The organism is Ramlibacter sp. AN1133, from assembly GCF_037890035.1.
Taxonomy (GTDB): domain Bacteria; phylum Pseudomonadota; class Gammaproteobacteria; order Burkholderiales; family Burkholderiaceae_C; genus Ramlibacter.
Genome location: NZ_JBBKTQ010000005.1, coordinates 213,251 through 226,979 on the forward strand (window position 1 = coordinate 213,251; position 13,729 = coordinate 226,979).

General features: G+C 72.7%; 13 protein-coding genes. 2 read left to right on the top strand and 11 right to left on the bottom strand.

Annotated features, from left to right (window positions below; all coding sequences use genetic code 11):
- Positions 1–43: 43 nt before the first annotated feature.
- From WG923_RS08970 to WG923_RS09000, 7 genes are read right to left on the bottom strand one after another with little or no spacing between them, the layout of a single operon-like run.
- Positions 44–982 (bottom strand): dimethyl sulfoxide reductase anchor subunit family protein, encoded by a 939-nt coding sequence (locus tag WG923_RS08970; RefSeq protein WP_340350596.1) that lies wholly within the window; start codon positions 980–982, stop codon positions 44–46.
- On the bottom strand, positions 979–1,704 hold the full coding sequence (locus WG923_RS08975; protein ID WP_445322910.1) for a 4Fe-4S dicluster domain-containing protein: 726 nt from the start codon (positions 1,702–1,704) through the stop codon (positions 979–981). Before WG923_RS08975 ends, WG923_RS08970 begins: the two co-directional genes overlap by 4 nt.
- Positions 1,701–4,607, bottom strand: coding sequence for a molybdopterin oxidoreductase family protein (locus WG923_RS08980; protein WP_340350597.1), 2,907 nt, complete (start codon positions 4,605–4,607; stop codon positions 1,701–1,703). Before WG923_RS08980 ends, WG923_RS08975 begins: the two co-directional genes overlap by 4 nt.
- Positions 4,607–5,902 (bottom strand): OmpP1/FadL family transporter, encoded by a 1,296-nt coding sequence (locus tag WG923_RS08985; protein ID WP_340350598.1) that lies wholly within the window; start codon positions 5,900–5,902, stop codon positions 4,607–4,609. The genes WG923_RS08980 and WG923_RS08985 overlap by 1 nt, the downstream gene beginning before the upstream one ends.
- 36 nt (positions 5,903–5,938) lie before the next feature.
- A complete protein-coding gene (locus tag WG923_RS08990; RefSeq protein WP_340350599.1) occupies positions 5,939–6,574 on the bottom strand; it encodes a Rieske 2Fe-2S domain-containing protein in 636 nt (211 codons plus the stop codon).
- A complete protein-coding gene (locus WG923_RS08995) occupies positions 6,571–6,993 on the bottom strand; it encodes a hypothetical protein (RefSeq protein WP_340350600.1) in 423 nt (140 codons plus the stop codon). The genes WG923_RS08990 and WG923_RS08995 overlap by 4 nt, the downstream gene beginning before the upstream one ends.
- Complete coding sequence (locus tag WG923_RS09000) at positions 6,990–7,922, bottom strand: sulfite exporter TauE/SafE family protein (protein ID WP_340350601.1); 933 nt, start codon at positions 7,920–7,922, stop codon at positions 6,990–6,992. The genes WG923_RS08995 and WG923_RS09000 overlap by 4 nt, the downstream gene beginning before the upstream one ends.
- A gap of 196 nt (positions 7,923–8,118) precedes the next feature.
- Here WG923_RS09000 and WG923_RS09005 point away from each other — a divergent pair, with 196 nt between their 5' ends.
- Complete coding sequence (locus tag WG923_RS09005; protein WP_340350744.1) at positions 8,119–9,273, top strand: GAF domain-containing sensor histidine kinase; 1,155 nt, start codon at positions 8,119–8,121, stop codon at positions 9,271–9,273.
- Positions 9,270–9,935, top strand: a complete 666-nt coding sequence (locus WG923_RS09010; RefSeq protein WP_340350602.1) for a response regulator — start codon at positions 9,270–9,272, stop codon at positions 9,933–9,935. Before WG923_RS09005 ends, WG923_RS09010 begins: the two co-directional genes overlap by 4 nt.
- Positions 9,936–9,945: 10 nt before the next feature.
- On the opposite strand, the gene cobA is transcribed toward WG923_RS09010, so the two are convergent.
- Genes cobA through nrfD form a run of 4 tightly spaced genes read right to left on the bottom strand, consistent with a single transcriptional unit; the run spans position 9,946 to position 13,728 of the window.
- The gene (gene cobA, locus WG923_RS09015; RefSeq protein ID WP_340350603.1) at positions 9,946–10,752 is read right to left on the bottom strand and encodes a uroporphyrinogen-III C-methyltransferase; all 807 of its coding nucleotides are present in this window, start codon (positions 10,750–10,752) and stop codon (positions 9,946–9,948) included.
- A 12-nt stretch (positions 10,753–10,764) separates the two neighbouring features.
- Complete coding sequence (locus WG923_RS09020; protein ID WP_340350604.1) at positions 10,765–11,130, bottom strand: TusE/DsrC/DsvC family sulfur relay protein; 366 nt, start codon at positions 11,128–11,130, stop codon at positions 10,765–10,767.
- A complete protein-coding gene (locus WG923_RS09025; protein WP_340350605.1) occupies positions 11,127–12,542 on the bottom strand; it encodes a cobyrinate a,c-diamide synthase in 1,416 nt (471 codons plus the stop codon). Before WG923_RS09025 ends, WG923_RS09020 begins: the two co-directional genes overlap by 4 nt.
- 1 nt (position 12,543) lies before the next feature.
- Entirely contained in the window at positions 12,544–13,728 is a 1,185-nt protein-coding gene (gene nrfD, locus WG923_RS09030) for an NrfD/PsrC family molybdoenzyme membrane anchor subunit (RefSeq protein WP_340350606.1), read from the bottom strand.
- Position 13,729: the final 1 nt, after the last annotated feature.

The window sequence follows — 13,729 nt, forward strand, 5'->3', positions numbered from 1 at the left end:
GCCCGGCCACCTCGCCGAACGGACGATACGACGCAGCCCCCGCTCAACCCACCCGCTGGTAGTACAGGTTCTGCGGATGCCGCGCCTGGGCGAAGAAGACCCAGCGCTCCGCCAGCAGGCCCACCGCCTGGACCAGCACGGCGGCCAGCCACGCGGTGCCGGTGCCGGTCAGCAAGGCCCACGCGCCCAGCGCCAGGGGGAGCCCGAAGCCCAGCGCGAGGGCGGCCAAGCGCACCCGCCGGACCGCGGCCTCCGCCAGGCCGTGGAAGAACTCGCGCGTGTTGAAGCTGCCGCCGGACAGCCCCATGGTCATCTGCACCAGCCGCCGGGCGCGGATGCCGGTGGCGGACTGCAGCGTCGAGCGGGGCTTGAGACCAGCGTTGCGCCGGAAGCTGGCCATGCGCACGATGCCCGCGACCAGGGTGACGAGCAGCGCCGGCGCACCCAGCGCCGACGCGAGCCGCGCTTCGCCGCGCGCGAAGGCCAGTGCCGCCGCCAGCACGAGGCCCGAGGAGAGTCCGATCAGGACGTAGTTCGCCACCGTCAGCGGATGGGCCCACTCCTGGATGAAGCGGATGCAGGCGTAGATCATCGCGGTGCACAGCCACAGCAGCGCGGCGCCGCCGATCGCCGCCAGCGGCAGCGCCCAGTCCAGCGCCGGCACCGGTGCCCCCCGCCACACGGCGAGCCACCACGCCGCGAGCACGCCGATGAAGGCGGGCAGGACGATCACCTCGCGCGACAACCAGGACGTGCGCCACATGGCGGCGGCACGCCAGCCGCGCAGCGGATGCCCCAGGTGCAGGAAGGAGGAAGCCAGCCCGCCCACGAGCAGCAGCATCGCCAGGGCCAGGCCCCAGAGCAGGAAGGGCGTCGCGGGCGCGATCGCGCCCGCCAGCACGGCCAGCGCCAGCGCCACGGCCAGCCCCTGGCCGCAGCCCGCCAGCACGGTGAAGAACACGACCGACCATGCGGGGTTCATGCGCCGCCTCCCGGCTCCGGGGCTTCCGCGGCCTGCGAGCGCCGCGGCAGGTAGCGGTTGGCGGGCTGCGTGCCCCACTCCGGCATCAGCGCGTAGCCGCCGCGCTCGGCGATCGCGCGCGAGACGGCGGACTGCGGATCGGCAACGTCGCCGAACAGGCGCGCACCGGTGGGACAGGCCTTCACGCACGCCGGCTTGCGATCGGCCTCGGGCAGCGCGGCGTCGTGGATGCGGTCCACGCACAGGGTGCACTTGGTCATCACCTTGCGCTCCTCGTCGAATTCGCGCGCGCCGTAGGGGCAGGCCCATGAGCAGTACTTGCAGCCGATGCACTTGTCGAAGTCGACCAGCACGATGCCGTCGGACTTGCGCTTGTAGCTGGCGCCGGTGGGGCACACCGGCACGCAAGGCGGCTCCTGGCAATGCAGGCAGCTCTTGGGGAAGTGGATCGTGTCGGTCGCGGGAAAGGTGCCCGCCTCGTAGGTCTGCACGCGGTTGAAGAAGGTGCCGGTCGGCGCAGCGCCATAGGGCGAGCGGTCGGCCAGCGGCCCCGCCGCGCCGGAGGTGTTCCACTGCTTGCAGGAGGTCACGCAGGCGTGGCAGCCGACGCACACGTCGAGGTCGATCACCAGCGCGAGCTGCTTCGCCAGCGTTGCATCCGGCACGCCGGCGCTTGCCGCCGCCGCGGCGGCGAGGGCTTCCTCGGCGTCACGCGCGCTCACCGCCGGCTCCTTCCCGCCAGGTACGCGATCACCTGTCGCGCCGCCCGCGTGCCGGGCGCGGCGGGCACGGCGGGCATCTGCGGCATCGTCTCGTGCGCGGCACCGGGTTCGGCCGGCCGGATGCGCACGCGCACGTCGTACCAGCCCGCCTGCCCGGTGACGGGATCGGAGTTGCTCATGTGGCGTCCTCCCCCGCGCGGGTCGGGCAATTCGCTGGAGATCAGGTGGTTCAGCAGGAAGCCCTTGCGCGACTCGTCGGCGTCGTCGGCCAGCCCCCAGGCCCCGCGCGCCTTGCCGATCGCGTTCCAGGTCCAGACGGTGCCGGGCTCCACCGCCTGCGAGTAGCGCAGCATGCAGCGCACGCTGCCCCACTGGCTCTCCACCCAGGCCCAGCCGCCGTCGGCCACGCCGGCCGCCGCCGCCGTCGCGGGATGCACGTGCAGGTAGTTGTGGCTGTGGATCTGCCGCAGCCACGCGTTCTGCGAGTCCCAGGAGTGGTACATCGCCATCGGCCGCTGCGTCACGGCATGGAGCGGGTAGGCCGCAAGCTCCGTGGCCGCGTCTTCCAGCGGCGCATACCAGAAGGGCAGCGGATCGAAGTAGGTGGCGATGCGCTGGCGCAGGTGCTCGGGCGGCTGGCGGCCGCGGGTCTTGCCCTGCGCCGCCAGGCGGAAGCTTTGCAGGCAGTCCGAATAGATCGCCAGCTGGATCGGGTCGTTCTTCTGCCGCCAGCCCTTGGCCTGCGCGAAATCGAGATAGGCGCGGTTCCAGTTGCGCATGAAGTGCATCTCCTGCGGCAGGTGGTGCTGGAACACGCAGTTGTTGGCCGCGTACATCTCCCACTGCTTCGGGTTGGGGGCGCCGCGCAGGTGCTCGCCGCCATCGGCGCCGCGCCACCCCATGAGGAAGCCGACACCGGGCTGCGGCTGGAAGTTGACGATGAAGTCCTGGTAGCCGGTGAACTTGCGGCCGCCCTCGGGCGTGGTGAAGGCGGGCAGCTTCAGCCGCGAGGCGAGTTCCACCAGCACTTCCTGGAAGGGCTTGCAGCCCGGCGGCGGCTTCACCACCGGCACCCGCACCGAATCGACCGGCCCGTCGAATTCGGAGATCGGCCGGTCCAGCATGCTCATGACGTCGTGCCGCTCCAGGTACGTGGTGTCCGGCAGCACGAGGTCGGCGAAGGCGACCGTCTCGCTCTGGAAGGTGTCGCACACCGCGATGAACGGGATCATGTATTCGCCCGCGTGGTCCTTGCGCGTGAGCATCTCGCGCGCCACCAGCGGGTCCATGCTGGAGTTCCAGGCCATGTTGGCCATGAACAGCAGCAGCGTGTCGATGCGGTACGGGTCGCCGCGTGCCGCGTTGGCGATCACGTTGTGCATCATCCCGTGCGCCGCCAGCGGGTGCTCCCACGAGAACGCATGGTCGATGCGCAGGGGCGTGCCGTCCGCGAGGATGGCCAGTTCCTCGGGGCTGGCCGGGAATCCCAGCGGCGCCGCGTTCAGCGGCGTGTTCGGCCGGATCTGCTCCGGGTCGTTGAACGCGCGGTAGTTCGGCACGATGTGGCGCGGGTACGGCGCCTTGTGGCGAAAGCCTCCGGGCGCGTCGATGGTGCCCAGCAGCGTCATCAGCACCGCCAGCGCGCGCACCGTCTGGAAGCCGTTGGAATGCGCCGCCAGCCCGCGCATCGCATGGAAGGCGACCGGCCGCGCCTGCGTCGTCGCATGCTCCCGGCCCCAGGCGTCGGTCCAGGCAATCGGCAGCTCGAAGGCCTGCCGGAACGCGGCATCGCCCATTTCCGCGGCGAGGCGGCGGATGCGTTCGGCGGGGATGCCGGTGATGGCGCCGGCCCATTCGGGCGTGCAGTCGCGCACGCGGTCCGCCAGGAGCTGGAATGCGGGGGCGACCCGCGTGCCGTCAGGCAGCGTGTAGCGTCCTTCCAGCGCCGGGTCCATGCCCTCGGCGATGCCTTCCGGATAGGCGTGCACCGCGCGGCCTGATGCGCGGTCCCACACCAGCTTGTTGTGCGGATGGCGGCCGTCGCCGGGCGGGCCGGCCTGCGGGTCGAAGGCGAACAGGCCCTCGCGCTCGCCCTCGTCGAGCACCACGAGTTGCGGCGCGTTGGTGAAGCGCTTGAGGAACGCGTGGTCCACCTGGCCGGTGCGCACGAGTTCGTGCAGCAGCGCCATCAGCAGGGCGCCGTCGGTGCCGGGGCGGATCGGGATCCACTCGTCGGCGATCGCGGAGTAGCCGGTGCGCACCGGGTTGACGGAGATGAAGCGGCCGCCGGCACGCTTGAACCCGGAGATCGCCGCCTTCAGGGGGTTGCTGTGGTGGTCCTCCGCCGTGCCGAGCATGACGAACAGCTTCGCCCGCTCGAGGTCCGGGCCGCCGAATTCCCAGAAGCTGCCGCCCACCGAATAGATCATGCCGGCGGCCATGTTCACCGAGCAGAAGCCGCCGTGCGCGGCGTAGTTGGGCGTGCCGAACTGGCGCGCGAACAGGCCGGTCAGGGCCTGCATCTGGTCGCGGCCGGTGAACAGCGCGAACTTCTTCGGGTCGGTGGCACGGATGCGTGCGAGACGCGCCTCCAGGATGGAGAACGCCCGCTCCCACGAAATCGGCTCGAACTCGCCGGCGCCGCGCTCGCTGCCGCGCTTGCGCAGCAGCGGCTGCGTCAGCCGCGCCGGCGACAGCTGCTTCATGATGCCGGCCGACCCCTTGGCGCAGATCACGCCCTTGTTCAGGGGATGCTCCGGGTTGCCGTCGATGTAGCGCACCTCGCCGTCGCGCAGGTGCACGCGGATGCCGCAGCGGCAGGCGCACATGTAGCAGGTGGTCGTCTTCACCTGCGTGGCCGCGCCCGCGTACGGCGGCGCCAGGGGGTCGTGCAGCACCGGCATCAGAAGCGCCGGCCCCAGGCCAGGCCGACGGAGAATTCGCGCATGCGGATCGTCTCGGTGCCGCCCGCGCCCGGGCCCAGCACCGCGTTGAACAGCGACGGCCCGGTGACGCTGCGCCGCGGCGCGACCATGAAGGCGCCGGTCAGCTCGTTGTCCTTCGTCAGCGCCCAGGTGAAGCCGGCGGTGTAGTGGCTCGTCATCACGCCCGGTGCCAGGATGTTGAAGCTGACGTCGCTGGCGCGGATCGGGTTGTCGCCGCGGTTGTAGCCGGCGCGCAGCGTCAGGCGCTCGTTCATGCGCCAGGCCGCGCCGAGCTTGAACACGTCGATGTCGCGCCAGCCGAAGCCGGGGCCGTTGGCGGCGCCCAGCGGCGCCCGCGCGGCGCTCGGGTTGCCGACCGAGGCCACGCCGGAATAGTTGATGCGCTGCCAGTCCGCCGCCAGCGTCCAGGCCGGCGCCGGGGTGAACGCCACGCCGATCCCGTAGTTCTGCGGAATGTCGAAGTCCCCGTTGCCGGCGAACAGGCCCGCGTAGCGGTCGAAGCGGCGCATGTTCATCTTCGGCGCGAAGGCGGCGCCCACGGTCAGCGCGTCGGTGAGCCGGCCGAAATAGCCCAGGCGCACGCCGGCCCCGAAGGAGTGGTCGTGGCCGCGGTTGGTGACGTTGCCCGGCGACTGCGTGAACGGCGGGAAGCCGGGCGCGTTGTCGAACGCATGCAGGCCGAGGGCCTCGAAGCGCTGGTAGCCGAGCAGCAGCGCCGCACCTACCGAGTGCCGCGGCGCGAGCTTGTACGCCACCGTCGGCGCGACCACCAGCTGCATCAGGTCGACGCCGAGGCCGCCGGAGCCGCACAGCATGTTGGCCGGCCCGGCGCCGCAGTTGAAGTTGCCCTGCGGATAGCTGGTGTTCATGCCGCCGTTGCCGTAGACCGTGAGGCCCACCGACAGGTCGTCGCGCAGCATGCGGTTGTAGCCGACCTCGGGCACGCCGAACCACTTGCGGCCGCTTTCCACCCGCCCGTTCAGCGTCGGAAAACCCGCGCCGCTGCGCTCGGCGTCGCGCCGCGGGCTGAAGGCGTCGGCGCCGGCGTCGAAGCGCGAGCCGGCCCAGACCATGCTGGCCGGGTTGTTGGCGCCGCCCATGGCGTCCTGCGCCAGCGCGAGCGACGCGCCGCCCATGCCCTTGGCCTTGAGGCCGTAGCCGTGCGGGAAGTAGCCGTTGGTGGCAAAGGCGGGCAGTGCCGCCAGGGCCCCGGCCAGCGGCGCGAGCCGGGCCAGGCGCTTGAGAATCTCCATGCTTGTCTCCGTCGTTGTGGTCGTTGGGGCACTCGCCTACCAGTACGCCTGCAGTTGCCCATCCTGCAGGCGGCAATCCCGTTCGCGCAGCGGCTCGTGCCCGGGCGCCGTGCAGGCACCGGAGCGGGCATCGAAGCGCCAGCCGTGCCGCGGACAGACCAGCGTGTCGCCCGCCAGCGCGAGCTGCGGGATGTCCGTGCCCTGGTGCGGGCAGCGGCTGTCGAACACGCGCCAGCCCTCCTGCGCGCGGTGCACGAACACGGCGCGGCCGTCGCACTCGATGCGTTGCGTCTGCCCGGGCGCGATCGCCTGCGCCTGCGGCAGCGCATGCCAGCGGGGTTGTTCCGGCTCCGCTGGAGGCGCGGCGAAGGCGAACTCGGGCAGCTCCAGCGCGAGGATCACGTCCACCGCCCAGACGATCTTCGCCAGGCCCAGCGTGGGAAAGGCCATCAGCAGCGCGTCGAGGATTTCCTCGCCGCTGCAGCCTTCGCGCAGCGCCCGCGCGAGGTACTGGCGCAGCCCGCGCTCGGTCTGCGCATGCACCTTGGTGATCACGGAGATCAGGTTGCGCGTCTTCGGGTCGAGCCGGGTGCCGCAGTCCTTGAGGAAGGCGAAGTAATGCCCCATCGCCTGCGGCCGCGCCTGGACGAGGAATTTCAGCGCATCGCTCATTCCACCAGCACTCCCGAGGCCGCAGCCACCAGCACCAGGATCTCGAGCAGGCAAAGGGCCACGAAGGGCCGGTCGCGCCGGGCCGCGTACAGCGGCACCAGCGCCAGCAGCGCGAAGGCGGAGCAGCCCGCCAGGATGCCGATGCCGGCCAGCCCCAGGACGTCGCCGCGATGCAGCAGCGCCAGCCACGCCCAGCCCCGCGGCGAGCCGGTCTGGCGCAGGTAGTCCGCCACCGGCTGCGACCAGAACTGCGGCAGCGCCTCCGGCGCCACATGCCCTGGCAACCAGCCCAGGACATAGGCGGGCAAGCTCGCCAGCAGCACGGCAAAGCCGATGCGCGTGCCCCATTCCAGCACCGCCGCATAGCGCAGCTGGGCCGTCGACTGCGCGATCGCCGCGCCGGCGGGCGCCGGCGTCATGGCCACACTCCCGTGCCCTTGAGCAGGGCGCGCAGCCCCGCGAACAGCAGCACGCCCAGCACCAGCCGCCGGATCGCGCGGGCGTCCAGGCGGTGCAGCAGGCGCGCGCCGATGCGCGCACCCAGCATGGTCCCCAGCACCGAGGGCACGGCGATCAGCGGCAGCACCGCCCCGCGGTGCAGGTAGACCCAGGCGGCGGACGAGTCGACCAGCGACAGCACCACGCCCGACGTGCCCGCGGCCAGCTTCAGGGGCGTGCCCATCACGAGGTTCAGCACCGGCACGTTGGCCCAGCCGGCGCCGATGCCGAACATGCCGGCCATCACGCCGATGACGGTGAACGCGGCCAGCCCGCCCAGGGTGTGGTGTACCTGCCATTGCACGGTGCGCCCGGACGCGCGGTCCACGAACATGCCGTGCAGCGCCAGCGAGCGCGCCAGCAGGTCCGACCGCCGCACCAGCGGATATTCGCTGCCGTGCGACAGCAGCATCACGCCGACGATGCCCAGCACCAGCACGCCGAGCATCACCTGCACCGCCGCGGCGGGCAGCGCCAGCCCCAGCATCGCCCCGCCGATGGCGCTGGCGGAGGCCAGCACCGCCAGCGGCAGCGTCAGCCGCAGGCTGCCCAGGCCGCTGCGCAGCAGCATGGGGCCGGACGACAGTGCGCTGGCCAGCGCCACCAGCAGGCCGGCGCCGCGCACGAAATCCAGGTGGAAGGGAAAGAAGCTGGCCACGATCGGCACGAACAGCGTGCCGCCGCCGATGCCCGCGGGCACGGCCACGATCCCGAGCAGGAAGCAGCAGGCGAACAGGGCCAGCGGCCAGATCCACCATGCGACCTGCGCCGGCGCGCCCAGGCTCGCGGCGTGCGCGGGCGCCAGCGTGGCGAGCACGCCGCAGACGACCCCGATGGCAGCGCGCAGCATGGGGGGATTAGGCGCAGCGGCCCGTGCAGCGTCTATCACCGCGAAGGGGGGAGCCGGGACTACCCATGTGGGGGATGGGGACCCCCGGCGGTCGGCTGCCCCGGGCGACTACGGGAAGCTCCCGTGTTGCGCCGGCGCCGATGCGATGCAATATGCATCAGTCATCGCTTATGAAAGCAGCGGCCCCTTGAACGACGTGCCCGCCCCTGCCCCGCCCGCGCCGGCGCTGCTGGCCCAGATCACCGCCGAACTCGCCGCCGGCGAGGACCTGCGCACGCTGCTGGAACGCTTCCTCGCGCCGCTGGTGCAGATCGCGCAGGCCCGCGCGGGCGCGGTGCGCATGCTGTCCGCGGACGGCGAGCGCTTCGAGCTGGTGGGCACGCTCGGCCTGCCCGCATCGCTGCAGGACACCGAGCAGCTGGCGGACCGCCACTGCGGCTTCTGCGGCGAGGGCGTCGACCAGGCACGCGTGGTGTGGACGCGCGAGCTGCGGCCCTGCGCCCTGCGCACCGGCGATGCGTTCTTCGCCGGCCCCGGCCGCTCCGCGCTGGCGGTGCCGCTGCGGCATGGCCAGCGCGTCCTGGGCATCTACAACCTGTTCCTCGACGACGACCGGGAACCCGCGCCGGGCGTGCTGCTGCTGCTGCGGTCGGTGGGCGAACTGCTCGGGCTGGCGCTGGAAAAGCACCGGCTGGAGGCGGAAAACCTGCGCGCGACGGTCGCGCAGGAGCGCCAGCGCATGGCGGCCGAACTGCACGACGCGGTGGCCCAGAACTTGACGTTCGTCAAGATGCGACTGCCGCTGCTGCACGACGCTATCCAGGCGTGCAACCAGGAGAGCGCATTGGCCCTGCTCGAGGATGTCCGCGACACGCTGGTCGAGGCGCACGGCAGCCTGCGCGAGATCGTGACGCACTTCCGCACGGGGGTCGACCCGCGTGGGCTGGCCGCGGCGCTCGAGACCCTCGCCGCGCGCTTCACCGTGCGCACCGGCATCCCGCTGGAGGTGGACAACCGGCTGCCCGCCCTGCAGCTGGCGCAGGACGCGCAGGCCGAGGTCTTCCACATCGTGCAGGAGGCGCTGGCCAACGTCGAACGGCACGCGGGCGCGCGGCACGGCTGGCTGGCCATCGAGCCCGGCCTCGGCCGCGTCGAGATCCGCATCGAGGACGACGGCGTCGGCACCCCCGCGCGCGGCGGCGCGCCGGCGAGCGCGAGCGCACATTACGGCCTGGACATCATGCGCGAGCGCGCGCAACGCCTGGGCGGCCTGCTGGCCGTGACGCCGCGCCCGGGCGGCGGCACCATGGTGCGCTGCTCGCTGCCCCTGCCTTGCGGAGGTTCCGCTTGAACGCACCGCCGCTGAAGATCCTGCTGGTGGAGGACCACTCGCTGTGCCGCAGCGGGCTCACCGACCTGCTGACGCAGCGCGCCGGGATGCAGGTGTCCGCGACCGGCAACCCGGACCAGGTGCCGGTGCTGCTGCGCGAGCTGCAGCCGGACCTGATGGTGCTGGACCTGCGCATGCCCACCATCGACGGCTTCACGCTGCTGCGGCAGCTGCGCGCCTCGGGCCACCAGACGCCCGCCCTCATCCTCACCATGAGCGACGCCCAGGACGACCTGGCGGCGGCGCTGCGGCTCGGCGTCAAGGGCTACCTGCTCAAGGACATGGAGCCCGAGGACGTGATCGCCGCCATCGGCCGCGCCGCGCGCGGCGAACTGGTGGTGGCGCCCTCGCTCATGCTCAAGCTGGCGCAGATGCTCGAGACGGGTCGCGGCGGCCCGCCGCAGGACGTGCTGGGCTCGCTGACCGAGCGCGAGCGCCAGATCCTGGAGCACCTCGCCCGCGGCGAAAGCAACAAGACCATCGCCCGCGCCCTCGACATCAGCCACGACACCGTGAAGCTGCACGTGCGCCACATCCTCGCCAAGCTGAACCTCAGCTCGCGGGTGGAAGCCGCGGTGTTCGCGGTGGAAGCGCGCGCGGCGGCGGGCTCGGGCCCGCGCTAGCGCCCGCATCTCAGGCCGCCGCGAAGGCGCCCGCCTCGAACCAGGCCAGCTGCTCGCGCAGCCGCACCACCTCGCCGACGATGGTCAGGCAGGGCGACGCGAGGCCCGCAGCCGCCACTTCGTCGGCCAGCGTTGCCAGGGTCGCCGCGACCACGCGCTGCTCCGGCAGCGTGCCCTGCTCCACCACGGCGGCCGGCCAGTGCGGCGGCAGGCCGTGGGCGATCAGCCGCTCGCAGATGGTCGCCAGGCCCGCCAGGCCCATGTAGATCACCACCGTCTGGCGCGGCCGCGCGAGCGCGGCCCAGTCGAGCCCGGTGCTGCCGTCCTTGAGGTGGCCGGTGACGAACATGCAGGCCTGCGCGTGGTCGCGGTGCGTGAGCGGGATGCCCGCATAGGCCGCGACGCCGCAGCCGGCCGTGACGCCCGGCACCACCTCGAAGGGCACGCCGGCCTGCGCCAGCGCCTGCAGTTCCTCGCCCCCGCGGCCGAACACGAAGGGGTCGCCGCCCTTGAGGCGCACCACGCAGCCGTGCGCGCGGGCCAGTCGTGCCAGCAGCGTGTTGATGTCCTCCTGCCGTAGCGTGTGCTTCGCCCGTTCCTTGCCGACGTAGACGAGGTCGGCCCGCGGCCCGACCAGCTGCAGCACGTCGGGGCCCACGAGATGGTCGTACACCACCACGTCGGCCTGCGCGAGCAGGCGGGCGGCGCGCAGCGTCAGCAGTTCCGGGTCGCCCGGGCCGGCGCCCACCAGGTACACGGTGCCGCAGGCGGCGCGCGAGGCCGCGATCATGCTCTGGAGGTCGACGAAGGAATTCATGCGTTCACCCTTTCAATGCTCGCCCTTGGTCCGCAGCAGGCCGGCCAGGCGGTTGCCCTGCTTCTGCGGTCCGCCCATGGGGAACAACTCGTGCAGGTAGTGGTTGCTGCCGCGGCGCGCGTCCCACGCCCGCGTGAAGTGGCGGATCATCACGCGCACCTGCGCCTGCACGCCGTGCTGCTGGTAGTGCTCGCGCAGGAAGCGGATCACCTCCCAGTGCTCCGCCGTCAGGGCGAGGTTCTCCTCCTGCGCCAGTGCGCGCGCGAAGTCCTCGGACCAGTCCTGCAGGTTGCGCAGGTAGCCCTCGGCATCGGTGGGAATCTCGCGCTCGCCCACGCGCACCGTGCGCTGCGGCCGGAAGTCGGCTCGGGCGTTCATGTGCCGACCGCCTGGGCCAGGGCTTCCTGCGCGCTCGCCGCCTGCCGCCGCGCGCGGCAGGCCCGCACGTAGGCCACGAAGCGCGGCGCCCAGCCGGAGCCGGCGGCGCTGCGCAGGTGCGTGTAGGAAGCCACCAGGTTGTGCAGGCGCACGCCGTCGCGGCTGCCGTCGATGCCGTGGCCGCGCTGCACCTCCCAGGCGCAGGCGATCCCCGCCGGCAGGCCCTCCAGCCGCGAGTGGTGGAACTCGTGCCCGCGCACCTTCGCGCCGGCGCCGCCGCCGGGCCAGGGCAGGGCCGCCGTCTCGCGCAGGTGCACGTAGCCGCGCCCCACCGGCCGGGGCTGCATCACCGCCTCGGCGGGGATCACGCCGGCCATGCGCGCGCTGCGCCCCATCCACTCGATGCTGCGCGCCAGGTACATCAGGCCGCCGCACTCGGCGTAGGCCGGCAGTCCGTCCTCGATCGCCTCGCGCACGGCGCTGCGCATGGCGACGTTCGCCTCCAGCTCCGACATGCAGGTCTCGGGAAATCCGCCGCCGATGAACAGGCCGTCGGCGGCTGGCAGCCGCGTGTCGCGCAGGGTGTCGAAGGGCAGCAGCTGCGCGCCCGCGGCTTCCAGCGCGGCCAGGTCGTCGGCGTAGTAGAAGCTGAACGCGCGGTCCCGGGCGATGGCGATGCGCACGTCGCTGGCCGCGTGCGCCAGCGCCGGGGCGGGCTCGAAGCCGCCGCCGGCCGAAGCCGCGACGGCACGCAGCGCGGGCAGGTCCACCTGCGCGCCGACGATGCGGCCGATGCGCTGCACCCGCGCCTCGGCGTCGCCCAGTTCCGGGCAGGACACGAGGCCCAGGTGGCGCTCGTCCAGCGCCAGCCGCGCGTCCTCGCCGATCGCGCCCAGGACCGGGATGCCGGTGTAGTGCTCCAGCGCCGCGCGCAGCTTGCCCTCGTGGCGCGGGCCGCCGACGCGATTGAGGATCACGCCGGCGATGCGCACCTGCGGATCGAAGGCCTGGTAGCCCAGCACCAGCGGCGCGATGCCGCGCGTCATGCCGCGCGCATCCAGCACCAGCACCACCGGCAGGCCGAGCCGCCGCGCCAGTGCGGCGTTGCTGTTGCTGCCATCGAGCGCCATGCCGTCGTGCAGGCCCTTGTTGCCTTCCACCAGCGCAAGCTGTGCGCCCTGCAGGCCCTGGCGGAAGCAGCGCACCAGCGCGGCGTCGTCCATCAGGTAGGGGTCGAGGTTCAGGCACGGGCGGCCTGCCGCGCGGCCCAGCCACATCGGGTCGATGTAGTCGGGCCCCTTCTTGTACGGCTGCACGCGCGTGCCGCCCGCGGCGAGCGCCGCGCACAGGCCGACCGCCACCGTGGTCTTGCCGGAGGACTTGTGGGCGGCGGAGACGAGCAGGCGGTCCATGTCAGGCCTTCGCCGGCGCCGCGGGCGCGTCGTGGGGCTTCATGTCGAACAGGTGCATGCCGACGAGGGTGAGGAGCCAGGCCGCGCCCAGGCCGCCCGCGCCCAGCAGCGCCTCGGGCAGGCTGGGCACGTAGCGCGCCACGGCGCCGTCGCCGAAGCTGCTGCGCACCGCGTGGCCGGGGAAGATCTCGAGCGGGAAGGCCTGGCCGCCGACGATGAAGGCATAGAGCCAGGCGAAGGCGCCCAGCAGCACCAGGGCGGCCGCCGCCGTCACCCCGCGCTGCGTGCGCCAGCGCGGATGGAACAGCAGCGCCAGCGGCAGCACCGAACCGAGCAGCACATAGCCGGCCCAGAACAGAGCTGCGTAGGTCGCCCCGCCCCCGCGCCCGAGCAGCAGGAAGGCCTGGAAACCGCCGCGCCGCGCTTCGTAGCCGTGCGTGATGTGCTGCACCGCCACCAGGTACAGGCAGGCCGCGACGAAGATCGCCAGCAGGCGGGCCATGCGTTCGCGCACCGCGTCCGGCGCGGCGGCGGCACCGCGCGCCTGCAGCACGGCCTCCACCAGCAGGAACAGCGCGAGCCCCCAGGCCAGCGAGAACAGGATGAACAGCGGTGCCAGCAGCGCCGAGCGGTAGGCCTCGCGCGCCACCAGGAAGCCGAAGATCGAGCCGGTGCCGGTGGTCAGCACGAAGCGCCAGGCCAGCGCCGCGATGCCGGCCGGTTTCGACCAGCGGGCCAGGCCCGGCTGCAGCATGGTCCACAGGTACACCAGCACGATCGCGGCCAGCCCGGAATAGAGGAACACGTTCCAGGCGAACACCGAGCGGAAGTTGTAGTGCGTGGCGGCGACGAGCACGCGCTCGGGCCGGCCCAGGTCCAGCATCAGCACCATCAGCCCGCCGGCCAGCAGCGCCAGCGACAGCAGCCCGGACAGGCGCGCGCGCGCCTTGTACGGCGCCTGGCCGAACACCGAGCCCAGCGACGCCATGTTCAGCACGCCCGAGGCCGCCACGATCATGAAGATCGCGAACACGTGCGGCAGCCCCCACACCACCTCGTTGCCCATGCCCGTGACGACGTGGCCGCGGCTTTCCATGAAGTGCGCGGCGGCGAAGCCGATGCCCGTGAGCGCCGCGCCGACGGCGGCGAGCGTCCAGAAGCTGCGGGTCGAACGTGGGTCGTGCATG